We start from the raw sequence: 25,523 nt of genomic DNA on the forward strand, positions 1-25,523 counted from the left end.
TCGGGGTCATTCCGGTTGATCGAAGCCTTCGGCCAAGTGCTGGTCCTTGAGCTTCACATAGTTGCCGGCGGTATACGGGAAAAATCCGCGCTCCTTGTCGGTCAGCACGCGCACCTGTTTCACCGGGCTGCCCATGTAAAGGTGGCCGCTGACCAGGCGTTTGCCCGGCGGCACCAGGCTGCCGGCGCCGATGATCACTTCGTCTTCGACAATGGCGCCGTCCATGATGGTGCTGCCCATGCCTACCAGGATGCGGTTGCCGAGCGTGCAGCCGTGCAGCATGACCTTATGGCCGATGGTTACTTCGTCGCCGATGATCAGCGGGAAACCGTCCGGGTTGAACGGGCCGGCGTGGGTAATATGCAGCACACTGCCGTCCTGCACGCTGGTGCGGGCGCCGATGCGGATGCGGTGCATGTCACCGCGCACCACGGTCAGCGGCCAGACCGAACTGTCCTCGCCGATCTCCACGTCGCCCAGCACCACCGCCGAGCGGTCGACGAATGCCCTGGGTCCAACTTTCGGAGTGTGTTGCTGGAAGTTACGGATGGCCATGATAGCGTCTCTCATGTGTGCCGATAGGCAGGCTGCCTGCTGCGGTCGGCGTCGATTGTAATTAAGATGGGGCAGTGTTTCTTCTGCCAAGGTATCCAAACGTGAGTGCGAACAACCCGCTTCTGCAGTCCTACGATCTGCCGCCCTTCTCGGCTATCCGCGCCGAACACGTGCTGCCAGCCATCGAAGAGATCCTGGCCGACAACCGTAAAGCCATTGCCGATATCCTCGAAAAGCAGGGCAAGAACCCCACCTGGGCCGGCCTGGTGCTGGCCATGGACGAACTGAACGACCGCCTGGGCGCCGCCTGGAGCCCGGTCAGCCACCTTAATGCGGTGTGCAACAGCAAGGAGTTGCGCGAGGCGTATGAGTCCTGCCTGCCTGCATTGAGCGCCTACTCTACCGAACTGGGCCAGAACCGTGCGCTGTTCGAGGCGTATGAAGCGCTGGCCAAAGGCCCTGAAGCCACGAGCTTCGACACTGCTCAAAAAACCATCATTGAACACGCGCTGCGTGACTTCCGCCTGTCGGGTATCGACCTGCCAGCCGACAAGCAGCAGCGCTATGCCGAAGTGCAGAGCAAGCTGAGCGAACTGGGCAGCCGTTTCTCCAACCAGCTGCTGGATGCCACTCAGGCCTGGACCAAGCACGTCACGGATGAAGCGGCGCTGGCCGGCCTGACTGACTCGGCCAAGGCACAGATGGCCGCTGCTGCCCAAGCCAAGGGCCTTGAGGGCTGGTTGATCACCCTGGAATTCCCCAGCTACTACGCGGTGATGACCTACGCCAGCGACCGTGCACTGCGTGAAGAACTCTACGCCGCCTACTGCACTCGCGCTTCGGACCAAGGCCCGAATGCCGGCCAGTTCGATAACGGCCCAGTGATGGGCGAAATCCTCGATTTGCGTCAGGAACTGGCGGCATTGTTGGGTTACAAGAACTTCGCCGAGCTGAGTCTGGCCACCAAGATGGCCGAGTCCAGCGACCAGGTGCTGAGCTTCCTGCGAGACCTGGCCAAACGCTCCAAGCCGTTTGCTGCCCAGGATCTGGAGCAGCTCAAGGCCTACGCCGCCGAGCAAGGTTGCCCCGAGCTGGCCAGTTGGGACGCCGGTTACTTTGGCGAGAAACTGCGTGAGCAGCGCTACAGCGTGTCGCAGGAAACCCTGCGTGCCTACTTCCCGATCGACAAGGTGTTGTCCGGCCTGTTCAGCATCGTCCAGCGCCTGTACGGCATCGAAATCGCCGAGCTCAAGGGCTTTGATGCCTGGCATCCTGATGTACGCCTGTTCGAGATCAAGGAAAACGGCCAGCACGTTGGCCGCTTCTTCTTCGACCTGTACGCCCGCGCCAACAAGCGCGGTGGCGCCTGGATGGACGGCGCCCGCGACCGTCGCCGTACTGCTGGCGGCGAACTGCAAAGCCCTGTGGCCAACCTGGTGTGCAACTTCACCCCGGCCGCACCTGGCAAGCCTGCCCTGCTGACCCACGACGAAGTGACCACCCTGTTCCACGAGTTTGGCCACGGCCTGCACCACCTGCTGACCCGTATCGAGCACGCCGGGGTTTCCGGTATCAACGGCGTGGCGTGGGATGCGGTCGAGCTGCCGAGCCAGTTCATGGAAAACTGGTGCTGGGAGCCGGAAGGCCTGGCACTGATTTCCGGCCACTACGAAACCGGCGAAGCGCTGCCTCAGGACCTGCTGAACAAAATGCTGGCGGCGAAAAACTTCCAGTCGGGCATGATGATGGTGCGCCAGCTTGAGTTCTCGTTGTTCGACTTCGAGCTGCACGCCAGCCACGGTGATGGCCGTAGCGTGTTGCAGGTGCTCGAAGGCGTGCGTGATGAGGTGTCGGTCATGCGTCCACCGGCGTACAACCGTTTCCCGAACAGCTTTGCACACATCTTCGCTGGCGGTTACGCGGCGGGTTATTACAGCTATAAGTGGGCTGAAGTACTGTCCGCCGATGCGTTTTCCCGTTTCGAAGAAGAAGGCGTGCTCAACGCAGAAACAGGCCGCGCCTTCCGCGAGGCCGTGTTGGCCCGTGGCGGTTCGCAGGAGCCGATGGTGTTGTTTGTCGACTTCCGTGGCCGTGAGCCGTCCATTGATGCATTGCTGCGCCACAGCGGCCTGAGCGAGGACGCGGCGGCATGAGCGAGGTAGCCGTGAACAAGACCAAGAAGCGCTTCATCGCCGGGGCTGTATGCCCGGCGTGCAGCGAGCCGGACAAGTTGATGATGTGGAGCGAGGACGACGTTCCGCACCGTGAGTGCGTGGCCTGCGGGTTTACTGACACCCTCAACGAACAGGGCCTGTCAGTACCAAAGGAGCTGGGTACGCGGGTCAACAACCTGGCGCCCAAGGCGGCGCCGGCCAAGGTCCAGACGGTGCAGTTCTTCCCTAATCCGAAGCTGAAGAAACCGGCTGAATAAGGCAGGGCGGCCCCGCCCTGACCAGAGGCGCTGGAGCGATCACGCTCACTGTTGTACTGTATATGTATACAGCGCAGAGGTGAGCGATGATTCCCCCAGCACCGCAAAAGGGCCGTGGTACGGCGCACAACCCGCACAATCGTTTCGCCCCGAGCCATTCGGTGGCGGAAGATGACGGCTGGTACCAGGAGGCGCCGCTTACCCAAAGCACCGAAGTTCGGGTAGAGATCGCGAAAACGGTCATCACCCGCAATACTTCGCCCGACCTGCCCTTCGATCGCTCGATCAACCCTTACCGTGGCTGTGAGCACGGCTGTATCTACTGCTACGCCCGCCCCTCTCATGCCTACTGGGACCTTTCCCCCGGCCTGGACTTCGAAACCAAGCTGATCGCCAAGACCAACGCCGCCGATGTGCTTGCCCAACAGTTGAGTAAGCCGGGCTATGTGTGCGCACCGATCAACCTGGGCTCCAACACCGACCCCTATCAACCCATTGAACGCGAACAACGCCTCACGCGGCGCCTGCTGGAGGTGTTGTTGCGTTTTCGTCACCCGGTCACCATCGTGACCAAGGGGGCGCTGGTGCTGCGTGACCTGGATCTGCTTGCAGAGATGGCCAGCCAGCGATTGGCGCGGGTGATGATCAGCCTGACCACGCTGGATGATGACCTCAAGCGGGTACTGGAACCGCGTGCGGCGGCGCCCAAAGCTCGGTTGAGGGCTATACGGGTCTTGCGCGAGGCGGGTGTACCGGTGGGCGTACTGTGTTCGCCGATGATTCCTATGATCAACGACAGTGAACTTGAGCACTTGCTGGAGGCGGCCAAGGAGGCCGGCGCACAAAGTGCGGCATACATGATGCTGCGCCTGCCACTGGAGGTGGCGCCACTCTTTGAGCAATGGCTGCTGGAGCATTACCCACAGCGGGCTGCCCACGTGCTGAGCCTCATTCGCCAGAGCAGGGGTGGTGAACTTTACGACAGCCGTTTTGGAGCACGTATGCGGGGCGAAGGCGTGTTCGCGGAGTTGCTGGCCCAGCGCTTTGCCAAGGCTGTGCGTCGCCTGGGTTTTGAGGGGCGCGAGGCACAGGCTCTGGACTGTTCGGCGTTCTGCCCACCGGGCGGGCAGATGGCATTGTTCTAAGCCAGATAGCCATCAAGGCGACCCTCAACTTAACTAATAGCTATGCACAATTTCATTAAAGGCTATTGGCGTTTGATGCTTTTTTGCTATTATCCAATTCCCGCCATTAAGTTCTGGAACATGCGTTCTAGAGCGCTCCGAATTAAGTTTCAGTTAAGTTTTCCCCGCTAGCGTAGAAACCCAGTTCACCAGGACTGTGATCTATTGCCTGTGCGCGTCATCTAAATCCTCGCATAGCCAGAATCTTTCACCGGTAAAATGGATTTACCTACACACCGTCAAGAGGATGAATCATGCCCGTCAAGGACCCATCCAAGGTCGTTCCGGATGTACCCGCCGAGAGCGCCGATGCCGCCCTGAAGCACATCGTCGACGGCTTCCTGCGCTTCCACCATGACGTCTTCCCCGAGCAGCAAGAGCTGTTCAAGAAGCTCGCGACCGCGCAAAAGCCCCGCGCCATGTTCATCACCTGCGCCGACTCGCGCATCGTCCCTGAGCTGATCACCCAGAGCTCCCCAGGCGACCTGTTCGTGACACGTAACGTCGGCAACGTGGTACCGCCTTATGGCCAGATGAACGGTGGTGTTTCCAGTGCCATCGAATACGCCGTGTCGGCGTTGGGTGTGCACCACATCATCATTTGCGGCCACTCCGACTGCGGTGCCATGCGTGCGGTACTCAACCCGCAATCGCTGGCCAAGATGCCGACCGTTTCCGCCTGGTTGCGCCATGCCGAAGTGGCCCGCACCGTGGTCGAAAACAACTGCTCTTGCGGCAGCGAGCACGAAAGCATGCAGGTGCTGACCAAAGAAAACGTCATCGCCCAGCTGCACCACCTGCGCACGCACCCGTCGGTGGCTTCGCGCCTGGCGGCTGGCCAGTTGTACATCCATGGCTGGGTTTACGACATCGAGACCAGCAAGATTGAAGCTTACGACGCGGCCAGCGACAGCTTCATGCCCCTGACCGCGGGCGAGCCAATCCCAAGTGCTACCCCGAGAGGCCGCTACTAAGCGACCCTTCCACCTGCAATGACCTTGATAGCCGGCTGCACCCCGTAGGGGTGTGGCGCGGCCTTCGGCTGCCTTGAATTCCCTGACTGCCCTGCCGGCATGCTCGCTGGCGGCCCGCGCCTGCGCGTTCGTCAGGGGCCAACGTGCCCACGACCAGAGGAATGGCCGTGTGACAAAGAAAGGAGAAACACGGTGAACATTACACAGTTGAAAGCGGCCTTGCCGCGCGAGTTGCTGGCCTCGGTCGTCGTCTTTCTGGTGGCCCTGCCCTTGTGCATGGGCATTGCGATTGCCTCCGGCATGCCGCCGGCCAAAGGCCTGATCACCGGGATCATCGGCGGCATCGTGGTGGGCTTTTTGGCGGGTTCGCCCCTGCAGGTGAGCGGCCCCGCTGCAGGCCTGGCGGTGCTGGTCTTTGAACTGGTGCGCCAGCATGGCATGGCCATGCTCGGGCCAATACTGTTGCTGGCGGGTGTGTTGCAACTGTTGGCCGGGCGCTTGCGTCTGGGCTGCTGGTTCCGGGTCACGGCGCCCGCGGTGGTGTACGGCATGCTGGCAGGCATTGGCGTGCTGATCGTACTGTCGCAGGTGCATGTGATGTTCGACACGGCGCCGCAGCCGTCCGGCATGCAGAACCTGCTGGCGTTCCCGGCGACCGTGGCCTCTGCCCTGCCTTTGGAGAACGCAGGCGCTGGCTGGCAGGCGGGTGCGCTTGGCTTGGGGACCATTGCCATCATGTGGGCCTGGGAGCGCTTGCGGCCCCAGAAGCTGCGCTTTGTCCCTGGCGCCTTGCTGGGTGTGGCAACGATGACGGTTGTCAGCATGTGGTTGGCGTTGCCCGTGAATCGGGTGCAGGTGCCGGCGGATCTTTCCGAAGCCATCGACTGGATTCGTCTCGATGACCTGATGAAACTGGCCGACCCTACCCTGCTGGTCGCGGCCTTTGCGCTCGCGTTCATCGCCAGCGCCGAGACCTTGTTGTCAGCAGCTGCCGTGGATCGCATGCACAGTGGCCAGCGTTCGGACTTTGACCGCGAACTGTCCGCGCAAGGTATCGGCAACATGCTGTGCGGTGTACTGGGGGCGTTGCCGATGACGGGTGTGATCGTGCGCAGCTCGGCCAACGTCCAGGCGGGTGCACAGACGCGGGCTTCGGCGATCTTCCATGGCTTATGGCTGTTGGCGTTTGTAGTGGCATTGAGCAGCGTACTGCAGCAGATTCCGGTGGCGAGCCTGGCCGGGGTTCTGGTGTTCACCGGTGTGAAACTTGTGGATTTCAAAGCGTTTCGCGGTTTGGGCCGGTATGGCCGTATGCCGATGTTCACCTACGCTGCCACTGCGCTGGCGATCATCTTCACCGACTTGCTGACCGGCGTGCTGCTCGGCTTTGCCCTGACGCTACTGAAGCTGGCCTTCAAGGCAGCCCGCTTGAGAATCAACCTGGTTCAGTTGCCGCGCCCCGGGCATATGGAGTTGCGCCTGAGCGGTGCGGCCACCTTCCTGAAAGTGCCAGCGTTGGCTCAGGTGCTGGAGAGCGTACCGGCAGGAACGCACCTGCATGTACCGCTGACGAACCTCAGTTACATCGACCACTCGGTACTGGAGCTGCTGGAGGACTGGGGGCGCACCAGCCGAGCCAACGGTTCCAGGCTGACAGTAGAGCAGCGAGGGCTCAAGCGCAGGGTTGAAGGGCGCACGCGCCGGGCCATCCAGGCCTAGCCAATACGCCCCCTGGGTTTCAGGCAGCCTTGGGTACCAGTTTGCGGCAACCCTCTTTGCGGCTTGGGTACTGATCACACTTGCGCAGCACCTCCTGCACCTGGCCATCGGCTTTCAACTGCCGGTTGGCCAGGAGTTTTTCGGTGATGAACAGCTCTTCTGACCCCAGGTTTTGCTCAGCCTTGTCAATCATGGCCAACGCAGCCCGGGGGTCATTGTTGCGAAGGTGATGGCCGATCATCAGGTCGTAGATCGATGGGCTGGCCAGGGACCAATCCTGAATCGCCTGCAGGTCGGCAAGCGCTGCCTTGCTGTTGCCTTGCGCCATATTCAGGCCATAGGCAGCCCGACGGATACCAGGCTGGTTGCTGACCGGCGAGGCCAGTGCGCGGGCCATGAATGCTGAAGCTTCGGGAATCTTCTTTTGCTCCAGTGCGGCCATGGCCGCATAAGCGTCGCGGTAGGCCTGCAGCGAGCGCTGCACATCAGGGGCGCTGCGCACGTGTGGCCAGCCTTTGCGATCAACCCGAGCCCGTGATTGCGGCTTGTACTCGCGTTGCAGGTACAGACGAAGGTCTTCATCACGCTTGATGGGCGACATATGCGAGCGCGTCAGATACTGGCTGGTAGACGCAATGGCGGTGCCGAGCCCTTGGTTCAGTAGCGTCTGCAGCTCCTGTGTGGTGCGGTTGATGTCGAATTGCTTTAGCGACGCGGTCATGGCGACCTGACGTTCCTCCAGGAAACTGGTCAACAATGGTTTCTGCTTGCCCTGGAAGTCATTCAGGCGTTGCAGGCTCATGCTCGAAGCGCGTGGAGCGTAGCCGGCCCGAATCATCAAGTCCGCGCCGAGCAAATCTGCCTGATCTTCCTGGCTGCGGCCCCAGGCGGTACTCCACACGTTGTCCGAAAAACTGTTGGCCAGCGCGGTGTAGAGTACGGTATTGCCGATGGTTTTCTGGGTTCCGAGCGGGTCTTTGCTGATGAACTTGCCGGTTGTGCGGTTCAGGCGGGTGTCCTGGGCAATGGCAGCAATGACCACGGTGCTGGCAATGTTGACCATCAGTTGCTTCTGTTGCTGGAAGGCGGCGAGGCGATCGTGATGGCGCAACAGGACATGGCTCATCTCGTGCCCCAGCATGGCTGCGATCTCGTCCTCGCTTTCGACATTTTCAAGCATGCCAAGCGGAACGAAAATGTTGCCGTAGGGATCGGCTGAAGGGCCGAAAGCAAAGCTGTCGACAATACGGACCTGCAGGCTTGGCGCTTGGCCGGGCCAGCTTTTGGCAAGCCGATTGACGATACCTTGCAGGTAGCTTTCCAGCTGCGGAATGCGCACCACGTTTTGTTGGCGAATTTCATCTGCGGGCAGAGTCCGGCCGTCAAAGCTCAGGCGGAGCTGGCCGCTGTGCTGAGGGTCCAGTCGGTAATACTGGCGAACATCGGCATGCTCCACGTAAGGGCCTTTCACACGGGCTTGGGTCGAGGGCCCAACCAGGTTCATCACCGCATCGTTAGCGCCGTTGAGCGTCTGGCAACCGCCCAGAAAGCCAGCCAAGGTGATCGACAGGGTTGCCATCACTGCTTTAAAGGGCCTCATTTGGCGCAGCCTGCGCCGTAGCCCAGGGTCGAATTGTTCTGATGGTCTTCTGCAAGGCTGGTGGAGAGCTTCTGGCAAGGCATGCTGCTTACATACAGCGGTGGATTGACCCGCACGCTCATGGTATCCAGCCATACCTTTTCACCGGCCAGATCGACCTGAATCAGGTCCAGCTCCTTGTTCCACTGCAGCACCTCGAGGTTTTGCTTGGGCAGGTTCGCGCGGGTGATCTCGCGCAGCGGTTTTCCCTGGGCGTCCAGTATCGGCAGCGGGTCATCCACATATGCCTCGATCATGGACGCGGCAAACATGCATTGGCTGAATAGCGCGGACAGCAAAAAAAGGGAGATCTTGTTCATCTCTTGGCTCCTTGAGTTGAAAGTTCCGATTGGCCGTGGCGCGAGCCTCCGAGCAAGGCTTCGATCCTGGTACTGAACAACGTGAGGGAGAGCAGCAACAGCCCCAGAACGTTGGCGGGTGTGAAGTTGTTGAACCACAAGGTTGCACTCACGCCTGCCAGCAGCAGAATCACGATTACCCATGCGCTTAGCGGTTCCAGATGCAGGCGTGAGCGTTCGCCCCGTACAGAAGCACTCACCACTGGGGCCTCAAGTGGGCCCTTCAAAAGGGTGATCAGCGCTAGCAACGCAAGCTCGATGAAGTCGAGTACATCAACAGAACCAATCAGGCTCGGTGTTGAGCGGTAATAGCCCATGCCCCAGTTGATGAGGTTGTCCAGGGCCATGGCGTGCAAATACACCCCGGGAGTCTTGCCGTGCAGTGGGGACACTGTGATGTCGCCGGTACCCGCGATCTGCGCGCCGACCAGTACCAGTTTGTCCTGCAGCAGCTCGCGGATCAGCGCCTGGTCTTGCGAGGCGGTCACTTCCAGGTCGCGTGCCGACAATGTCAGGCTATAAGCGCAATTGGCTTGAGCGTTGTTGCCCAGCCGCCAGAACACGGCTTGCAGCAATTGATCAAGCAGGCCGGGGACTTTGCATTCAGAAACATCCGATACCAGTGCCTGGCGCGGCGAGCGGTGGGCGCCCCATTGCACTGTCATGGGCGCAAGGTCTGCCGCTGCTTCGGCATTGGCGGGTAGCGATTTACAGGCGTTGCGCCTGCAGTACTCGCGATACAGGCTCAGGGCCGGGGTTTCCAGCACGCCTAAAGATGTTGGGGCAGCCAGAGGATACTGGTTACCAAACCCACTCCAGCTGACCAGGGTAGGCGAGCTGACGTGCAAAAGGCTGGGTAACGTATTGACGGCACCGTCTTTCCCCCGCTCCAGCCCAGAGTTGGCCAGAATCAGCGGAATATTTTGCTGGCGGTATCGTTCGAACACATTGGCCAGCAGTTGGCTTTCCATGCCCGATGGCTGCCCCGGAAAGACCCGGGAATGGTCATGGCTGTAAAGCAGGTCGACGAATACTGCCCCAGGCTTGTAGGCAAGCAGCCGCTTGAAAAGCTTGCTCTGCTCCGCGTACGGCAATGGCCAATAAGTGTGGTTGCGCTGGAGGTAGTCGTCGTCGATCAGTACGACCACGACCTGTCGCTGGCCAGTATCGGCATAGCTTGTTGCCAACAGCCGATTCAGCCAGCGCGATGACGCATCGTCAGTGGAGCTTGCGAGGCCTATAGGGTCCAGCAGCGCAATCAGCACTGCTGCGAGGCCAAACAGCGCCTGGCGAAAAGACAAATGAAAGTGCTTGAGCATCCGTGCCTCAAATCAAGAGTTGCGGCATTTTGCCATCATTGATTTGAGGTACGGAAGTGTTACCTGATTGTTGTCATGGCAACGGCGATGGACTCAATCTACAGCTTGCAGTTGAAGCTCGACGCTCAGCTGCCGCGAGAGACAAGGCCAACGCTTCCATGCTGCTCCAGTCGCCGGGCTCGACAGCGTTTCACGATAAGCCTCCACCGACTCTGCAGCGAAGCTCTCTTCATTGAGCATTTCATCAACCGAGTGGTGCACCACTTCATCCAGCTGGTTGGCAAACTTCTCGCCAATCAGCTGGTGGGCAATCAGGTTCGCCATGGTGGTGTCGAATGGGATCAGCGGCTGCTGGAAGTAACGGATGTACAGATCGTTCACCTCCTCCACCAGGCGATGTGCCAGGTAGGCTTCGTCCAGCAGGCAGTCGAGCCCCACATGCCCTTGCATCACGCTGGGCGGCTGCAGGAAGTAGGCTTCGGCAATCTTCAGAACGGGTTTGATCTGCGAATCGATACCGGCTTCGAGGGCTACTTCGTGGGCAGCCTCCAGCAGTTCCGGGACTTGTTCGATGTAGGCGCTGACGAAGCGCGCCAAAGTACCCTGGGCGTCCTGCTCAGGCAGTTGGATCGAGGGATGAAGGTGCGGTAGTTGCGCCTCGAGACGCTGTTTCAGTTGGCCAGTACGGCTCTCGTGTTGGTGGGCTTGGCTAATCTGCTCGCGTACAGCAGCGATGTTCATGACAACTCCAGGGACAGGACGTTTCAAACGGAAGACACTAAATTAGCTCGGTATACAGCATACCTAAGACCTATTTGTTATAAACCACGCAAACGTGTGCGCACGAGGTTATATGTGAATGCCACTATTGTGCCATGGCCTGTCAAGCGCGCGGGTTTCGGGGTGTTGACCGATTTCATGAAGTTCATTTCATGGCTGCCATTGCGTGCCATTGGTCGCTGTCTATACTCCGGTTGAACGTGATTCGTTGATGAGGCCCGACTGCTTTCGCAGGGGCTCGGTCGTCGAAGTCAGGCAGTCTTGACCGCCGTTCCCTCTTGCCGCAGGCCACGCCTCCGGGACAACAAGAATTAGAAGGGGAACCCGCAATGATGCGACATCCACATGTCTGGATGGGCCTTCTGTTGTGGTCGGTTTTCGGTCAGGCCAACGCCGCCTGGACCGTGAACATGGCGCCAGGGGCGACGGAAGTCTCCAACGCCGTGTTCGACCTGCACATGACCATCTTTTGGGTCTGCGTGATCATCGGCATCGTGGTGTTCGGCGCGATGTTCTGGTCGATGGTCATTCACCGCCGCTCCACAGGCCAGCAGGCCGCGCATTTCCACGAGCATACCTGGGTGGAAATCCTCTGGACGGTGGTCCCCTTCCTGATCCTTGTGGTGATGGCCATCCCGGCCACCAAGACGCTGATCGATATTTACGATGCCAGCGAATCGGACATCGACATCCAGGTTACCGGTTACCAGTGGAAATGGCATTACAAGTACTTGGGCCAGGATGTGGAGTTCTTCAGCAACCTCGCCACCCCGGCTGATCAGATCCACAACAAGGCCCCCAAGGACGAGCATTACCTGCTTGAGGTCGACCAGCCGCTGGTGCTGCCGGTGGGGGCGAAAGTGCGCTTCCTGGTTACCGCTGCTGACGTGATCCACTCTTGGTGGGTGCCTGCCTTTGCGGTCAAGCGTGACGCAATCCCGGGCTTCGTCAACGAGGCCTGGACCCGTGTCGAGAAGCCTGGCATCTACCGCGGCCAATGTACGGAACTGTGTGGCAAGGACCATGGCTTCATGCCCGTGGTGGTCGAGGTGAAGTCCAAGGCCGACTACGACACCTGGCTTGGCGAGCGCAAGGCAGAGGCGGCCAAGCTCAAAGAGCTGACCAGCAAGGAATGGACCCTCGAAGAGCTGGTAGAGCGAGGCGACAAGGTCTACCACACCACCTGCGTGGCCTGTCACCAGGCTGAGGGCCAAGGCCTGCCGCCGATGTTCCCGGCACTCAAGGGCTCGAAAATTGCCACCGGTCCGAAGGAAGACCACCTGGGCATCGTCTACCACGGCAAACCCGGCACGGCCATGGCCGCCTTCGGCAAGCAGCTGTCGGAAGTCGACATCGCCGCCGTGGTTACCTACGAGCGCAACGCCTGGGGCAACAACAAAGGCGACATGGTCACGCCGAAGGACGTGCTGGCGCTCAAGCAGGCAGAAGCGCAATGAACCGGGTTACTCGCGGCAATCAATGGATTGCAGGAGACAGGACATGAGTGCAGTGATCGACGACCACGCCCACGGCCATGACCACGCGCATGGTCCGGCCAAGGGGCTGATGCGCTGGGTGCTGACCACCAACCATAAAGACATCGGCACGATGTACCTGTGGTTCAGCTTCATCATGTTCCTGCTCGGCGGCTCGTTCGCCATGGTGATCCGTGCCGAACTGTTCCAGCCGGGCCTGCAGATCGTGGAGCCGGCGTTCTTCAACCAGATGACCACCATGCACGGCCTGATCATGGTGTTCGGCGCGGTGATGCCGGCATTTGTCGGCCTGGCCAACTGGATGATCCCGCTGATGATCGGCGCACCCGACATGGCATTGCCGCGGATGAACAACTTCAGCTTCTGGCTGCTCCCGGCGGCGTTCCTGCTGCTGGTGTCGACCCTGTTCAGCCCGGGTGGCGGGCCGAACTTTGGCTGGACGTTCTATGCCCCGCTTTCCACAACCTATGCCCCGGCCAGCGTGACCTTCTTCATCTTCGCCATCCACTTGATGGGGGTCAGCTCGATCATGGGGGCAATCAACGTGATTGCCACCATCCTCAACCTGCGTGCGCCTGGCATGACGTTGATGAAGATGCCTCTGTTCGTATGGACGTGGCTGATCACCGCGTTTCTGCTGATTGCGGTTATGCCAGTACTGGCGGGCGTGGTGACCATGATGCTGATGGACATCCACTTTGGCACCAGCTTCTTCAGTGCTGCCGGGGGCGGTGACCCGGTGCTGTTCCAGCATGTGTTCTGGTTCTTCGGCCACCCCGAGGTATACATCATGATCCTGCCGGCCTTTGGTGCGGTCAGCTCGATCATCCCGGCGTTTTCGCGCAAGCCGTTGTTCGGCTACACCTCCATGGTGTACGCGACCGGCGCCATCGCCTTCCTGTCGTTCATTGTCTGGGCGCACCACATGTTCGTGGTTGGCATCCCGGTGGTAGGCGAGCTGTTCTTCATGTACGCGACCATGCTGATTGCCGTGCCGACGGGCGTTAAGGTGTTCAACTGGGTGAGCACCATGTGGGAAGGCTCGCTGACGTTCGAAACACCGATGCTGTTTGCCATCGCCTTTGTCATCCTGTTCACCATCGGCGGCTTCTCCGGCCTGATGTTGGCGATAGCCCCGGCAGACTTCCAGTACCACGACACCTACTTCGTGGTAGCCCACTTCCATTACGTGCTGGTGCCCGGCGCAATCTTCGGCATCTTCGCCTCAGCCTATTACTGGCTGCCGAAATGGACCGGCCACATGTACGACGAAACCCTCGGCAAGCTCCATTTCTGGCTTTCCTTCATCGGCATGAACATGGCGTTCTTCCCGATGCACTTCGTTGGCCTGGCCGGCATGCCACGGCGCATACCCGACTACAACCTGCAGTTCGCCGACTTCAACATGGTTTCGTCAATCGGTGCCTTCATGTTTGGCGCCACCCAGGTGTTCTTCCTGTTCATCGTCATCAAGTGCATCCGTGGGGGCGAGCCTGCGCCGGCCAAGCCGTGGGATGGCGCCGAGGGGCTGGAATGGTCGATCCCGTCGCCGGCGCCTTATCACACCTTCCAGACCCCGCCGGAAGTCAAATAGGTAACCGCCCATGAACGGCCTGCCGCTCAAACGCCTGGTGCTGCGCCTGCTGATGCTGACGGTGGTGATGTTTGCCTTCGGCTTTGCCCTGGTGCCGATCTATGACGTGATGTGCAGGGCGTTCGGCATCAACGGCAAGACTGGCGGGCAGTACGAGGGCAGCCAGGTCAGTGACCCGACACGGTCGGTAAGGGTGCAGTTCATGTCGACCAATGCCAGCGACATGGTCTGGGACTTCTATTCCACCGCCGATCAGCTTGAGGTCAACCCGGGGGCAGTCAACCAGATGATCTTCATTGCCCACAACCCGACCGACCGACCCATGAGTGCCCAGGCCATACCGAGTATCACCCCGGCCGAGGCTGCGGCGTATTTCCACAAGACCGAGTGCTTTTGCTTTACCCAGCAGGTGCTGCAACCCGGCGAACGCATCGAGATGCCGGTGCGCTTCATCGTCGACCGCGACCTGCCGGCCGGTGTGAAGCACCTGACACTGGCCTACACCTTGTTCGACATCACTGCGCGTCACCCGCCGGTCGCCCATGCCGCGGTCCCGAACGCCCAGGGCGCCCGCTGAGGGAAGGAGAACAGCAATGGCAAGTCATGAGCACTACTATGTTCCGGCGCAGAGCAAGTGGCCGATCATTGCCACCATCGGCATGTTCATCACGGTGTTTGGCCTTGGTACCTGGTTCAACGACCTAAAAGCTGGCCACCCCGAGTCGCACGGGCCGCTCATCTTCTTTGTCGGGGCGTTGTGCCTGGCCTACATGTTGTTCGGCTGGTTTGGCGCCGTGGTGAAAGAGAGCCGCGCCGGGTTGTACAGCCCGCAACTGGACCGCTCGTTCCGCTGGGGCATGAGTTGGTTCATCTTCTCCGAGGTGATGTTCTTCCTGGCGTTCTTCGGTGCGCTGTTCTATGTGCGGGTGCTGGCCGGGCCGTGGCTGGGCGGTGAAGGCGCCAAAGGCGTTGCTCACATGCTGTGGCCGACGTTCGAGTTCACCTGGCCATTGCTGCATACGCCCGACCCTAAGCTGTTCCCACCGCCCAAGGAAGTGATCGACCCATGGCACCTGCCGTTGATCAACACGATCCTGCTGGTGAGCTCAAGTGTAACCATCACCATTGCCCACCACGCCCTGCGGCGTGACCATCGTGGGGCGCTAAAACTGTGGATGGCACTGACCATCATTCTGGGGCTGAGCTTCATCGCCCTGCAGGCCTACGAATATCACGAGGCCTACACCAAGCTGGGGCTGACGCTGGGATCGGGAATCTACGGTGCAACGTTCTTCATGCTGACCGGCTTTCACGGCGCCCACGTTACCTTGGGCACGATCATCCTGATCGTGATGTTCGTACGCATCTTGCGGGGGCACTTCAACCCAGACAAACACTTCGGCTTCGAGGCGGCCAGCTGGTACTGGCACTTTGTGGATGTGGTGTGGGTGGGGCTGTTCATCTTTGTGTACGTTTTGTAGGAGCGGATTTATCCGCGATCACCGGCGAAACCGGTGCAAAGGTGGTTTCAAAACGGCGCGTGGGAGACCAGCTGGCCACTGATCAAGCCCCAGGCCACCAGGCCAACGGTCAACGCGGCCAGGGTTACACGCACTGTCAGCGCCTTCAGCAAGCGGGTCGAGTTTTCATCGTCCTTGACCAGAAACACCAGGCCACTGAACAAACTGGCAATTGTGGCCAACAGCATCAGGACAATCGCGGCCTTGAGCATGGCGCTACTCCGGGGGGATGCGGTGATGTGGATAAGTATAGCGAGGCGGCCGTGAGGCCGTTTCGCCCAGGCTGGATACCAACCCTGGTGGTGCTTGCGCTGCTACCAGGATTGATTGCACTCGGCTGCTGGCAACTCGGCCGGGCCGACGAAAAGCGCACTTTGCTGGCAACGTATGCCGAGCGCAGTGCCGACGCGCCGCTTGCCACCACTCAACTGCTACAGAGCGAAGACCCCGCCTTCCGCCGCGTGCACCTCTACGGCCTTTTCGATGCTGCACACAGTGTGTTGCTGGATAACCGCATGCGCGACGGCCAGGCCGGGGTGGAGCTGTTGCAGCCCTTCCACGACCAGGCCAGCGGCCTTTGGCTGTTGATCAATCGGGGCTGGCTGCCCTGGCCAGATCGCCGTGTGCCGGTGAACTTTGATACCCCCACTCAACCGTTGGCGCTGGATGCCTCGGTCTACGTGGCAACGGGCAGCATGTTCCAGCTCCACCCAGACCCTGAGGGTGGGCAGTGGCCGCACTTGTTGACGGCCGTAGCACCCACTCACCTGTGGCAGCAGCTTGATCGAGAAGGGTTCGCCCATGAGTTGCGCCTGGCACCCGGCCCGGCTGCCTATCGGCTGGACTGGCCGGTAGTTGCCATGGGCCCGGAAAAGCATCTGGGGTACACCGTGCAGTGGTTCGCCCTGGCCGCTGCCTTGGTGCTGCTCTACCTCTACTTTGGCTGGCATCACAAGAAGGAGAAACCCCATGGCCGCCGCCACTCCACTGGACCTGCCTGAACGTAGCAAACCCAGAGCCCGCGGGCGTTTGCAGCTGATCCTGATTTTGCTGGTGGTGCTTGGCCCGATGATCCTGGCCACTAGCATGTACAAGCTCCAGTTCTGGGTACCTGAAGGGCGCAGCTACCACGGGGCGATGATTGGGAATGGAGAAACCCGCGCCGATATCGGGGTTGCTGGCCAGGATGAACGTTGGCAACTGCTGGTTACCGCGCCACAAGCCTGCACCGAGGACTGTCAGCGCCTGGTGTACCTGGCGCGGCAGATCCAGGTTGGCTTGGGCCGGGATGCCAGCCGTGCCAGCCATGCGCTGGCTGCGGCCTCGACCTTAAACGATGACTACCAAGCGTTGTTGGGGCGTGAATATCCCCAGTTGCAGCGTTACCCATTGGATGCGCAGCGGTATCTGCAGAAGGTTGGTGAACCCGGCCCGCAGCTGTGGATTGTCGACCCGCACGGCAACCTGGTACTGCGCTACGACGGCAAGGTCAACGGCAAGCATGTGCTGGATGACCTGCGTCACCTGCTCAAGCTGTCCAACATTGGCTAGGAGCCTGCCATGGCCAGACCCGGATTCCGCCTTGCTGTGTTCGCCACCCTGCTGGCGCTGCTGGTCGTGCTACTGGGTGCCTATACCCGCCTGACACACGCCGGGCTGGGCTGCCCGGACTGGCCTGGCTGCTATGGCTTTATCAGCGTGCCCAAAACGCAAGCCCAGTTGGCCCACGCCGAGTTGCATTTCCCCGAGCATCCCGTTGAAGAGGCCAAAGGCTGGGCCGAAATGGTCCACCGCTACTTTGCTGGCACTTTGGCTCTGGTAATTGCCTGGCTTGCGTATCACGCGGTTCGCCGGCATGCGCGCGATGGCCAGCCCTACCGCCTGCCGGTACTGCTGCTAGGCGTTGTGCTGGCTCAGGCTGCCTTCGGCATGTGGACCGTGACGCTCAAACTGTGGCCGCAGGTGGTAACCGCCCATTTGCTTGGTGGCTTCACGACATTGAGCCTGTTGTTCCTGCTATCGCTACGTCTATCCCGGGCATTTGCGCCGTTGCCAAAACTGCCGCTCAGCCTGCGTCGGCTGGCAGCGCTGGCGTTGTTGGTTGTGATCGGCCAGATAGCGCTGGGCGGTTGGGTCAGTGCCAACTACGCGGCGGTTGCCTGCATCGACCTGCCTACCTGCCATGGCCAGTGGTGGCCGGCTGCCGACTTCAGCAACGGTTTCCACCTTACCCAGCATGTCGGCCCCAACTACCTGGGGGGGCAACTGGACAGCGATGCGCGCACGGCGATCCACATCAGCCACCGGCTGGGAGCATTGATGGTTGTGTGCGTTTTGCTGATGCTCAGCTGGAAGCTGCACCGCTGTGGGCTTGGCGGCTTGGCCCGGCTGGTGCTGCTTGCGCTGTGCCTGCAAGTCGGGTTGGGCATCAGCAACGTGCTGTTCCACTTGCCGCTGGCGGTGGCCGTGGCACACAACGCGGGGGGCGCCTTGCTGTTGATGAGCACGGTGTTGGTGAACTACCGCATCCGCGTAGTGGACAAGGTGCGTGTGGGCCACGGCTGGCGCCTGACGCCGGTTACCGACGTGGGTACGACTCATCGGATGAGGAATGATTCGTGGCGACGCTTCTGAGTGCACGACGCGCAAGCTGGCGGGACTACCTGGAACTGACCAAGCCCAAGGTCGTGCTGCTGATGCTGATCACCTCCCTGGCCGGCATGTTCCTGGCCACCCGCGCCGGGGTGAGCTGGAGCGTGTTGTTGTTCGGCAACCTCGGCATTGCCCTGTGTGCAAGCGGCGCCGCGGTAGTCAACCATGTTGTGGACCGGCGTATCGACGCAGTCATGGCGCGTACATACAAGCGCCCCATCGCCCAAGGCCGGGTCGAGCCACTGCCCGCATTGTTGTTTGCATTGGTGCTGGCGGTATCAGGCATGGCTGCCTTACTGGTGTTCACCAACGCCCTCACCGCCTGGCTTACCCTTGCCTCGCTGCTCGGTTACGCGGTGCTCTACACCGGCTATCTCAAGCGTGCCACACCTCAGAACATCGTGATCGGCGGGTTGGCGGGTGCCGCCCCGCCATTACTGGGTTGGGTGGCAGTCAGTGGCCATATCAGTGCCGAACCCTTGTTGCTGGTGCTGATCATCTTTGCCTGGACCCCACCGCACTTCTGGGCTTTGGCCATCCACCGCAAGGAAGAGTACGCAAAGGCCGATATCCCGATGTTGCCGGTGACCCACGGCGAGCGCTACACCAAGCTGCATATCCTGCTGTACACCCTGATATTGCTGGCGGTGAGCCTTTTGCCTTACGCCATCCACATGAGTGGCCCGCTGTACCTGGCTTGCGCCCTCGCCTTGGGCCTGCGCTTCCTGCATTGGGCCTGGGTGTTGTACCTTGGCAGCCGGCCGCACGCGGCGATTGGCACCTTCAAGTACTCTATCGGCTACCTGTTCGCGCTGTTTATCGCGTTGCTCGTTGACCACTACCTGCTGCTGAACCTATGACCCGAACCCAGAAAACCGTCTTTATCCTCGTTGCCCTGGTCGCGCTGATCATGGGCCTTACCGTCAACAAGGTGCTTAATGGCCGCGATCAGCCCAACCCTACGGAGCTGATCGACGCTGGCATCATCCTCCTGCCGCAAAGCCGTGCAGTAGCTGATGTGACCATGACCAATCAGGATGGCCAGCCCGTACAGCTGGACGACCTCAAGGGCAAGTGGTCGCTATTATTCTTCGGCTACACGTACTGCCCGGACATCTGCCCGACTACCCTGGCCCAGTTGCGCCAAGTGAAAAGCGAGTTGCCTAAAGAAGCGGTGGACCGCCTGCAGGTGGTGTTGGTGAGCGTGGACCCGAACCGGGACACGCCGAATCAGCTCAAGCAGTACCTGGGCTATTTCGACAAGGATTTCGTGGGGGTGGCGGGGTCGATTGAAGATACCCAGAAGCTCGCGAACGCCTTGAGCATTCCGTTCATCCCGGCGGATACCAGCAAGCCGGGGTATACCGTGGATCACAGCGGCAACCTGGCCATTGTCGGGCCGGATGGGCGCCAGCGCGGTTTCATTCGGGCGCCGTTCAATAACCAGAAGCTGGTGGCGCAATTGCCGGGCCTGGTCAAACGGGATTGAGCAGGCCTCAAAAGCTTCGCGGGTAAACCCGCTCCCACAGGTACGGCACCGCCTTTCAAGCCCGTGCTATCCCTGTGGGAGCGGGTTTACCCGCGAAGAATCAAGCGCGAAGTTCAGCTTAGAACGCTGGAACCACAGCGCCCTTGTACTTCTCTTCGATGAACTTCTTCACCTCAGGCGAATGCAGCGCAGCCGCCAGCTTCTTCATGTCGTCCGAATCCTTGTTGTCCGGGCGGGCAACCAGGATGTTCACGTACGGCGAGTCGCTGCCTTCGATGGCCAGCGCATCCTTTTCAGGGTTCAGCTTGGCTTCCAGTGCATAGTTGGTGTTGATCAGCGCTGCATCCACCTGGGTCAGCACACGCGGGATGGTGGCCGCTTCCAGTTCACGGAACTTGATGTTTTTCGGGTTCTCGGCCACATCCTTCACGGTCGACAGGATGTTTTTGTTGTCCTTGAGCTTGATCACGCCGGCTTTGTCCAGCAGCAGCAGTGCACGGCCGCCGTTGGTGGCATCGTTGGGGATGACCACGGTGGCGCCGGAGGACAGCTCGTCCAGCTTCTTGATCTTGGCCGAGTACACACCCAGCGGCTCGATGTGCACGCCGGTAACGCTCACCAGCTGAGTGCCCTTGGCCTTGTTGAATTCATCCAGGTACGGCTGGTGCTGGAAGAAGTTGGCGTCCAGGCGCTTTTCCGCCACCTGCACGTTTGGCTGGATGTAGTCGGTGAATTCCTTGACCTTCAGCTCCACGCCCTCCTTCGCCAGTTGCGGTTTGACGAAGTTGAGGATTTCGGCGTGCGGCACCGGGGTAGCGGCAACGGTCAGGTCACCCGCGTGGGCCGAGAAGGCCGCGACAGCGGCAGCGACAGCAAGCAGTTTCTTCATTGATCACTCCTTGTGAGGGCCGCGACGGCCCCCGAACGGGTCGGCGGGGCCGACCCCATTGGGGTTACTTACGGGAAAAATGCACGACCAGTTTGTCGCCCACGCTTTGCAGTACTTGAACCAGAATCAGCAGCAGCACGACGGTAACGATCATCACATCGGTCTGGAAACGCTGGTAGCCGAAGCGGATTGCCAGGTCGCCAAGGCCGCCGGCACCGACTACACCCGCCATGGCGGTGTACGACACCAAGGTGATGGCAGTGACGGTGATGGCCGCGAAAATGCCCGGCCGGGCTTCTGGCAGCAGTGCATTGGTGATGATCTGGCGGGTGGTGGCGCCCATCGACTGGGTGGCTTCGATGATGCCGCGGTCCACCTCACGCAGGGCGGTTTCCACCAGCCGCGCGAAGAACGGCGTGGCGCCCACCACCAGCGGCGGAATGGCACCGGCTACGCCCAGCGACGTGCCTGTGATCAGCACGGTTACCGGAATCATCACGATCAGCAGGATGATGAACGGCAGCGAACGCAGTACGTTGACGATGAACGACAGCAGCGCGTAAACGCCCTTTTGCTCGAACATCTGCCGCGGGCCGCACAGGAACAGCAGCACGCCCAGTGGCAGGCCCAGCAGCACGGTGAAGAACAGCGAGCCGAACAGCATGATCATGGTGTCGATGGTGGCCAGCCAGATTTCGGCCCAGTCGACGTTGGCGAAGAAATTGAGCGCGTCCATCAACGCAGTACCTCCATATGTACGTCAGCTGCCTTGAAGCGGTCGAATGCTGCGTCCATGTCGCCGCCTGTGACGGCAAGGGTCAGCTGCCCATAGGGCACATCCTTGATGCGGTCGATGCGCCCGGCAAGGATGCTGTAATCCACACCGGTTTCGCGGGCAACGGTGCCCAGCAGCGGAGCGTAAGTGGCATCGCCCTGGAACGTCAGGCGCACGATGCGGCCCGGGACGTGGGCGAAATCATCGCGCTGTTCGCTCTCGTCGATCTGCTCGTCTTCTTGCACAAAGCGTTTGGTGGTCGGGTGCTGCGGGTGCAGGAACACTTCGGCCACGGTGCCTTGTTCGACGATTTGCCCGGCGTCCATCACTGCAACGCGGTCGCACACGCGACGGATCACATCCATTTCGTGGGTGATCAGCACGATGGTGAGCTTCAGTTCCCGGTTGATTTCGGCCAGTAACTGCAACACCGAAGCCGTAGTTTGCGGGTCGAGGGCGCTGGTGGCCTCGTCGCACAGCAGGATTTTCGGGTTGGTGGACAAGGCGCGGGCAATGCCGACGCGCTGTTTTTGGCCGCCCGACAGCTGTGCGGGGTATTTCTTCGCGTGGTCCTGCAGGCCAACACGGGCCAGCAGCTCGGTGACGCGCTTGTCGATTTCGGCGCGCGACAGCTCGCCGGCCAGGGTCAGCGGCAGGGCCACGTTGTCGGCAACGGTCTTGGAGGCCAGCAAGTTGAAGTGCTGGAAGATCATCCCGACCTGCTGGCGGAAGCCGCGCAGCTGGCTGGCGTTGAACGCGGTCACGTCTTCGCCATCCACGATGATCTTGCCGCCGGAAGGCTGCTCCAGGCGATTGATCAGGCGCAGCAGGGTGCTTTTGCCCGCGCCGGAATGGCCGATCAGGCCAAAGACCTGGCCGTTTTCGATGCTCAGGCTGGTCGGGTTTAGCGCGGGGATTTCCCTACCGGCGACGCGGTAGGTTTTATGTACATGTTGGAACTCGATCACGTAGCGAACCTTGTGGGGCGCATGGAATTAGGGTCAGCGGTTAGCTGGGGTCGCGCATTTTAGCCTTTTCCCATAGCTGTTCTTAGCATTTATTTCGTAATGCACCAATCCATCGGGCATATCGCGACAACCGGTAAACCCGATTGAACGCTCGCCAAAGCCCTCCAGTCACTTGTTGAACAAGCCCGAAACGGGCACGCCTGAAGACTGACGAGGAGAGCCGACCATGCCCAGCAAGAAGACGGACGCGCCCAAAACCAGTGAAGCGGCCGGTACCCAAACCCCCGACCGGGCCAATACCAACGTAAAGCTGCAGAGCCTGGAAGCGTTTCGCAGCGATGCCACCGGCCAGGCCCTGCGAACCAATCACGGTGTGAAAATTGCCGATAACCAGAACAGCTTGAAGGCAGGACCGCGTGGGTCGTCCCTGCTGGAGGATTTCATCCTGCGGGAGAAAATCACCCATTTTGACCATGAGCGAATCCCGGAGCGGATTGTTCATGCTCGCGGCACGGGGGCGCATGGTTACTTTCAGAGCTATGACAGCCACAGCGAATTGACCAAGGCCGGTTTCCTGCAAGACCCAGAGAAGATAACCCCCGTTTTCGTGCGTTTTTCCACAGTCCAGGGGCCGCGCGGTTCCGGCGATACGGTGCGCGATGTGCGTGGCTTCGCGGTGAAGTTTTACACCGATGAAGGCAATTTCGACCTGGTGGGCAACAACATGCCGGTGTTCTTCATCCAGGACGCCATCAAGTTTCCAGACTTCGTGCATGCAGTGAAACCCGAGCCCCATAACGAGATGCCCACCGGCGGCTCGGCCCACGACACCTTCTGGGACTTTGTTTCACTGGTGCCGGAGTCGGCACACATGGTCATCTGGGCTATGTCTGACCGCGCCATCCCACGTAGCCTGCGGATGATGGAAGGCTTTGGCGTGCACACTTTCCGCCTGATCAACGCCCAAGGGGTAGCCAGTTTCGTCAAGTTTCACTGGAAACCGCGCCAAGGCGTGCATTCGATGCTGTGGGACGAAGCCCAGAAGGTGGCAGGCAAGGACACGGACTACCATCGCCGCGACCTGTGGGATGCCATCGAAAGCGGTGACTACCCCGAATGGGAGTTAGGCGTGCAGGTCGTGCCTGAAGCTGACGAACACAAGTTCGATTTCGACTTGCTGGACCCTACCAAGCTGATCCCTGAAGAGCTGGTACCGGTGAGGCCGCTGGGCAAGATGGTGCTCAACCGCAACCCGGACAACTTCTTCGCCGAAACCGAGCAGGTTGCCTTCTGCCCAGGGCACATCGTGCCGGGCATCGACTTCAGCAACGACCCCCTGCTACAGGGCCGCCTGTTCTCTTACACCGATACCCAGATCAGCCGGCTTGGTGGGCCGAACTTTCACGAAATCCCGATCAATCGCCCGGTGGCACCGAACCACAGCAGCCAGCGCGACGCCATGCACCGCATGACCATCGACAAGGGCCGTGCCGCCTACGAGCCCAATTCGATTGACGGCGGCTGGCCGCGAGAAACCCCGCCAGCTGCACAGGATGGCGGCTTCGAGAGCTACCAGGAGCGTATCGACGCGCACAAGATCCGCCAGCGCAGCGAGTCGTTCGGCGATCATTTTTCGCAGGCGCGGCTGTTCTTCCAGAGCATGAGCGAGACCGAGCAGCAGCACATTATCAAGGCTTACTGCTTCGAACTGGGCAAGGTTGAGCGCGGCACCATCCGCCAGCGGGTGGTCAACGAGATACTGGCCAATATCGACCTGAAGCTCGCAGCAGCGGTGGCGGATAACCTGGGCCTGGCGGCACCGAAGCAGGCGACGGTCAAGGTAAAAGGCAGCAAACCCGCAAAATCCAAAGCATTGAGCCAGATGAACCACCCAGGGGATGTGGGTATCAAGGGCCGCAAGATAGCTCTGCTGGTGTCAGACGGCGTGGATGCCGGGAGCGTCGACAGGCTGGTGAAGGCACTGGAAGCAGAAAGCGCGAGGCTGATGCTGTTGGGCCCCAGTTCGGCTCCCGTGAAAACGGCGGATGGAAAGCAGATGCCGGTGGATGCATCAATTGAAGGCATGCCATCAATCATGTTCGATGGGGTTGTGGTGCCTGCGGGCAAGGCTTCCATTGAAGCCCTGATGGCCAGTGGCGTGGCCAAGCATTTCCTGCTTGAAGGTTACAAGCACTTGAAGGCGATGGTGCTGCCTAACGAGCTGGCAAAGGGTTTGGGGCTTAAGTCAGATAAAGGGCTTTTGGTGGGCGATGAGCAGAAAGTGGTGGATGGCTTTGTGAAAGCGGTTGAGGGGCATCGGGTTTGGGCGCGGGAAGCGGCAGCTGAGTCTGTGCCTGCCTGATGGGGCACTTCGCGGGGCCTTGCCCCGCGAAGGTCTCAGCGCTGATGCGGGACCAGTACCACTTGGGCCGGCATCGAGCGCTGAATCTCATGTTTCTGCTTCAAGCTGAAGCCACTATCGATCTTGTGCACCCGCTTCTGCAGCAACGTCTTCAACCAGGGTGCGTCCTCGGTGCGTGGCACCTGAAATACCACCTCACATTGATAATTCACGACGTCCTTGGCAATTTCGTCCAGCTGGCGACGCATTGCAGCAATGTCAGTGGTTTTCAAGGCGATCACGGTGCTTGGCGCCGTTGGGTCGATTACGCGTGCCTGAGGTTTGGCCTCCGCTGCCTTCAGCGCTGCTTCGGCTTTTTCCAGCTCGGCCTTGCGGGCTTGGCTGACGGCATCACCACCCGTTACTGCCGGGGCTTGTGGCATTAACGCACGGGCACGCGCCAACGCGGTTGCAGCCGCGTTCACATCGCCCTTCTGCAGCACGATCTGGCTGCGCTGCAGGTAAGCTTCGGCAAGTTGGCGCTGATACTGCTCCAGGCGTGCATCATCGGGCGACTGGGCCTGCAGGGTGGCCAGTTGATCTTCGGCGGTGGCCAGCTCATTGCTGGCGATACTCTGTTGCAGCTGCTGCCAGGCATCGGCTTGGGCAGGTGCAGCCTGCTCGACCGGTGCGCTGGAACACGCAGCCAGGAACAGGGAAAACGCGGCAACAAGCAGATAACGGGATGCGAACGGCTTCATTCCTGCGACTCTCTAATTTGCGCAAAAAGCGAGCAAGTCTACACCCAGGTGCGCACGCTCGAAAACAGGTCTTACAGA

General features: G+C 60.5%; 25 protein-coding genes. 15 read left to right on the top strand and 10 right to left on the bottom strand.

Going from position 1 to position 25,523, the window contains the following annotated elements; genetic code table 11:
* Positions 1–6: 6 nt before the first annotated feature.
* Positions 7–555, bottom strand: a complete 549-nt coding sequence (locus tag PVV54_RS00285; RefSeq protein ID WP_274908060.1) for a gamma carbonic anhydrase family protein — start codon at positions 553–555, stop codon at positions 7–9.
* Between the two features lie 101 nt (positions 556–656).
* Between PVV54_RS00285 and prlC the strand changes: the two genes are divergently transcribed.
* The 5 genes from prlC (at position 657) to PVV54_RS00310 (ending at position 6,863) form a co-directional block, all read left to right on the top strand.
* Positions 657–2,708, top strand: coding sequence for an oligopeptidase A (gene prlC / locus PVV54_RS00290; protein WP_274908061.1), 2,052 nt, complete (start codon positions 657–659; stop codon positions 2,706–2,708).
* Positions 2,705–2,986, top strand: a complete 282-nt coding sequence (locus PVV54_RS00295) for a YheV family putative zinc ribbon protein (RefSeq protein ID WP_274908062.1) — start codon at positions 2,705–2,707, stop codon at positions 2,984–2,986. The genes prlC and PVV54_RS00295 overlap by 4 nt, the downstream gene beginning before the upstream one ends.
* Before the next feature lie 86 nt (positions 2,987–3,072).
* Positions 3,073–4,131 (top strand): PA0069 family radical SAM protein, encoded by a 1,059-nt coding sequence (locus PVV54_RS00300; RefSeq protein WP_274908063.1) that lies wholly within the window; start codon positions 3,073–3,075, stop codon positions 4,129–4,131.
* Positions 4,132–4,424: 293 nt separating this feature from the next.
* Positions 4,425–5,144, top strand: coding sequence for a carbonic anhydrase (locus PVV54_RS00305; protein WP_274908064.1), 720 nt, complete (start codon positions 4,425–4,427; stop codon positions 5,142–5,144).
* A gap of 192 nt (positions 5,145–5,336) precedes the next feature.
* Complete coding sequence (locus PVV54_RS00310) at positions 5,337–6,863, top strand: SulP family inorganic anion transporter (protein ID WP_274908065.1); 1,527 nt, start codon at positions 5,337–5,339, stop codon at positions 6,861–6,863.
* 19 nt (positions 6,864–6,882) lie between these two features.
* Here PVV54_RS00310 and PVV54_RS00315 read toward each other — a convergent pair whose 3' ends face one another.
* The 4 genes from PVV54_RS00315 to PVV54_RS00330 form a co-directional block, all read right to left on the bottom strand.
* Positions 6,883–8,463, bottom strand: coding sequence for a M48 family metallopeptidase (locus tag PVV54_RS00315; protein WP_274908066.1), 1,581 nt, complete (start codon positions 8,461–8,463; stop codon positions 6,883–6,885).
* On the bottom strand, positions 8,460–8,822 hold the full coding sequence (locus tag PVV54_RS00320) for a hypothetical protein (RefSeq protein ID WP_274908067.1): 363 nt from the start codon (positions 8,820–8,822) through the stop codon (positions 8,460–8,462). Before PVV54_RS00320 ends, PVV54_RS00315 begins: the two co-directional genes overlap by 4 nt.
* The gene (locus PVV54_RS00325) at positions 8,819–10,180 is read right to left on the bottom strand and encodes a CHASE2 domain-containing protein (RefSeq protein WP_274908068.1); all 1,362 of its coding nucleotides are present in this window, start codon (positions 10,178–10,180) and stop codon (positions 8,819–8,821) included. Before PVV54_RS00325 ends, PVV54_RS00320 begins: the two co-directional genes overlap by 4 nt.
* A 93-nt stretch (positions 10,181–10,273) precedes the next feature.
* Entirely contained in the window at positions 10,274–10,921 is a 648-nt protein-coding gene (locus PVV54_RS00330) for a hypothetical protein (RefSeq protein WP_274908069.1), read from the bottom strand.
* 368 nt (positions 10,922–11,289) lie between these two features.
* Between PVV54_RS00330 and coxB the strand changes: the two genes are divergently transcribed.
* Genes coxB through PVV54_RS00350 form a run of 4 tightly spaced genes read left to right on the top strand, consistent with a single transcriptional unit; the run spans position 11,290 to position 15,531 of the window.
* Complete coding sequence (gene coxB, locus PVV54_RS00335) at positions 11,290–12,417, top strand: cytochrome c oxidase subunit II (RefSeq protein ID WP_274908070.1); 1,128 nt, start codon at positions 11,290–11,292, stop codon at positions 12,415–12,417.
* Between the two features lie 43 nt (positions 12,418–12,460).
* Positions 12,461–14,050: a cytochrome c oxidase subunit I gene (ctaD, locus tag PVV54_RS00340; protein ID WP_274908071.1), complete on the top strand. Its 1,590-nt coding sequence runs from the start codon at positions 12,461–12,463 to the stop codon at positions 14,048–14,050.
* Positions 14,051–14,060: 10 nt separating this feature from the next.
* Positions 14,061–14,627, top strand: a complete 567-nt coding sequence (locus PVV54_RS00345; protein ID WP_274908072.1) for a cytochrome c oxidase assembly protein — start codon at positions 14,061–14,063, stop codon at positions 14,625–14,627.
* A gap of 16 nt (positions 14,628–14,643) precedes the next feature.
* A complete protein-coding gene (locus tag PVV54_RS00350) occupies positions 14,644–15,531 on the top strand; it encodes a cytochrome c oxidase subunit 3 (protein WP_274908073.1) in 888 nt (295 codons plus the stop codon).
* 47 nt (positions 15,532–15,578) lie between these two features.
* On the opposite strand, the gene PVV54_RS00355 is transcribed toward PVV54_RS00350, so the two are convergent.
* The gene (locus PVV54_RS00355) at positions 15,579–15,782 is read right to left on the bottom strand and encodes a twin transmembrane helix small protein (RefSeq protein ID WP_110742067.1); all 204 of its coding nucleotides are present in this window, start codon (positions 15,780–15,782) and stop codon (positions 15,579–15,581) included.
* Positions 15,783–15,833: 51 nt separating this feature from the next.
* On the opposite strand from PVV54_RS00355, the gene PVV54_RS00360 reads away from it, so the two are divergent.
* Genes PVV54_RS00360 through PVV54_RS00380 form a run of 5 tightly spaced genes read left to right on the top strand, consistent with a single transcriptional unit; the run spans position 15,834 to position 19,711 of the window.
* Positions 15,834–16,571, top strand: a complete 738-nt coding sequence (locus tag PVV54_RS00360) for an SURF1 family protein (protein ID WP_274908074.1) — start codon at positions 15,834–15,836, stop codon at positions 16,569–16,571.
* A complete protein-coding gene (locus PVV54_RS00365; RefSeq protein WP_274908075.1) occupies positions 16,540–17,121 on the top strand; it encodes a hypothetical protein in 582 nt (193 codons plus the stop codon). The genes PVV54_RS00360 and PVV54_RS00365 overlap by 32 nt, the downstream gene beginning before the upstream one ends.
* Positions 17,122–17,130: 9 nt before the next feature.
* Positions 17,131–18,204, top strand: coding sequence for a COX15/CtaA family protein (locus PVV54_RS00370; protein WP_274908076.1), 1,074 nt, complete (start codon positions 17,131–17,133; stop codon positions 18,202–18,204).
* Positions 18,189–19,082 (top strand): heme o synthase, encoded by an 894-nt coding sequence (gene cyoE / locus PVV54_RS00375; protein WP_274908077.1) that lies wholly within the window; start codon positions 18,189–18,191, stop codon positions 19,080–19,082. The genes PVV54_RS00370 and cyoE overlap by 16 nt, the downstream gene beginning before the upstream one ends.
* Positions 19,079–19,711 (top strand): SCO family protein, encoded by a 633-nt coding sequence (locus PVV54_RS00380; RefSeq protein WP_274908078.1) that lies wholly within the window; start codon positions 19,079–19,081, stop codon positions 19,709–19,711. The genes cyoE and PVV54_RS00380 overlap by 4 nt, the downstream gene beginning before the upstream one ends.
* A 118-nt stretch (positions 19,712–19,829) precedes the next feature.
* Here the strand turns inward: PVV54_RS00380 and PVV54_RS00385 are convergent, their stop codons facing one another.
* From PVV54_RS00385 to PVV54_RS00395, 3 genes are all read right to left on the bottom strand, one after another.
* Complete coding sequence (locus tag PVV54_RS00385; protein ID WP_274908079.1) at positions 19,830–20,600, bottom strand: MetQ/NlpA family ABC transporter substrate-binding protein; 771 nt, start codon at positions 20,598–20,600, stop codon at positions 19,830–19,832.
* Positions 20,601–20,664: 64 nt separating this feature from the next.
* On the bottom strand, positions 20,665–21,336 hold the full coding sequence (locus PVV54_RS00390) for a methionine ABC transporter permease (protein ID WP_274908080.1): 672 nt from the start codon (positions 21,334–21,336) through the stop codon (positions 20,665–20,667).
* Positions 21,336–22,343 (bottom strand): methionine ABC transporter ATP-binding protein, encoded by a 1,008-nt coding sequence (locus PVV54_RS00395; RefSeq protein ID WP_274908081.1) that lies wholly within the window; start codon positions 22,341–22,343, stop codon positions 21,336–21,338. The genes PVV54_RS00390 and PVV54_RS00395 overlap by 1 nt, the downstream gene beginning before the upstream one ends.
* Before the next feature lie 226 nt (positions 22,344–22,569).
* Here PVV54_RS00395 and katE point away from each other — a divergent pair, with 226 nt between their 5' ends.
* Positions 22,570–24,705: a catalase HPII gene (gene katE, locus PVV54_RS00400; RefSeq protein WP_274908082.1), complete on the top strand. Its 2,136-nt coding sequence runs from the start codon at positions 22,570–22,572 to the stop codon at positions 24,703–24,705.
* Positions 24,706–24,740: 35 nt separating this feature from the next.
* Here the strand turns inward: katE and PVV54_RS00405 are convergent, their stop codons facing one another.
* Entirely contained in the window at positions 24,741–25,445 is a 705-nt protein-coding gene (locus PVV54_RS00405) for a PA5502 family lipoprotein (RefSeq protein ID WP_274908083.1), read from the bottom strand.
* Positions 25,446–25,523: the final 78 nt, after the last annotated feature.

The sequence above is a fragment of the Pseudomonas sp. PSKL.D1 genome (assembly GCF_028898945.1).
Classification (GTDB): domain Bacteria; phylum Pseudomonadota; class Gammaproteobacteria; order Pseudomonadales; family Pseudomonadaceae; genus Aquipseudomonas.

Excerpts from the sequence above, each read along its gene's own strand:
- PVV54_RS00285 (WP_274908060.1), bottom strand. The coding sequence starts at position 555 with ATGGCCATCCGTAACTTCCAGCAACACACTCCGAAAGTTGGACCCAGG.
- PVV54_RS00295 (WP_274908062.1), top strand. The coding sequence starts at position 2,705 with ATGAGCGAGGTAGCCGTGAACAAGACCAAGAAGCGCTTCATCGCCGGG.
- PVV54_RS00300 (WP_274908063.1), top strand. The coding sequence starts at position 3,073 with ATGATTCCCCCAGCACCGCAAAAGGGCCGTGGTACGGCGCACAACCCG.
- PVV54_RS00305 (WP_274908064.1), top strand. The coding sequence starts at position 4,425 with ATGCCCGTCAAGGACCCATCCAAGGTCGTTCCGGATGTACCCGCCGAG.
- PVV54_RS00315 (WP_274908066.1), bottom strand. The coding sequence starts at position 8,463 with ATGAGGCCCTTTAAAGCAGTGATGGCAACCCTGTCGATCACCTTGGCT.
- PVV54_RS00320 (WP_274908067.1), bottom strand. The coding sequence starts at position 8,822 with ATGAACAAGATCTCCCTTTTTTTGCTGTCCGCGCTATTCAGCCAATGC.
- PVV54_RS00325 (WP_274908068.1), bottom strand. The coding sequence starts at position 10,180 with ATGCTCAAGCACTTTCATTTGTCTTTTCGCCAGGCGCTGTTTGGCCTC.
- PVV54_RS00330 (WP_274908069.1), bottom strand. The coding sequence starts at position 10,921 with ATGAACATCGCTGCTGTACGCGAGCAGATTAGCCAAGCCCACCAACAC.
- coxB (WP_274908070.1), top strand. The coding sequence starts at position 11,290 with ATGATGCGACATCCACATGTCTGGATGGGCCTTCTGTTGTGGTCGGTT.
- ctaD (WP_274908071.1), top strand. The coding sequence starts at position 12,461 with ATGAGTGCAGTGATCGACGACCACGCCCACGGCCATGACCACGCGCAT.
- PVV54_RS00345 (WP_274908072.1), top strand. The coding sequence starts at position 14,061 with ATGAACGGCCTGCCGCTCAAACGCCTGGTGCTGCGCCTGCTGATGCTG.
- PVV54_RS00350 (WP_274908073.1), top strand. The coding sequence starts at position 14,644 with ATGGCAAGTCATGAGCACTACTATGTTCCGGCGCAGAGCAAGTGGCCG.
- PVV54_RS00355 (WP_110742067.1), bottom strand. The coding sequence starts at position 15,782 with ATGCTCAAGGCCGCGATTGTCCTGATGCTGTTGGCCACAATTGCCAGT.
- PVV54_RS00365 (WP_274908075.1), top strand. The coding sequence starts at position 16,540 with ATGGCCGCCGCCACTCCACTGGACCTGCCTGAACGTAGCAAACCCAGA.
- PVV54_RS00370 (WP_274908076.1), top strand. The coding sequence starts at position 17,131 with ATGGCCAGACCCGGATTCCGCCTTGCTGTGTTCGCCACCCTGCTGGCG.
- PVV54_RS00380 (WP_274908078.1), top strand. The coding sequence starts at position 19,079 with ATGACCCGAACCCAGAAAACCGTCTTTATCCTCGTTGCCCTGGTCGCG.
- PVV54_RS00385 (WP_274908079.1), bottom strand. The coding sequence starts at position 20,600 with ATGAAGAAACTGCTTGCTGTCGCTGCCGCTGTCGCGGCCTTCTCGGCC.
- PVV54_RS00390 (WP_274908080.1), bottom strand. The coding sequence starts at position 21,336 with ATGGACGCGCTCAATTTCTTCGCCAACGTCGACTGGGCCGAAATCTGG.
- katE (WP_274908082.1), top strand. The coding sequence starts at position 22,570 with ATGCCCAGCAAGAAGACGGACGCGCCCAAAACCAGTGAAGCGGCCGGT.
- PVV54_RS00405 (WP_274908083.1), bottom strand. The coding sequence starts at position 25,445 with ATGAAGCCGTTCGCATCCCGTTATCTGCTTGTTGCCGCGTTTTCCCTG.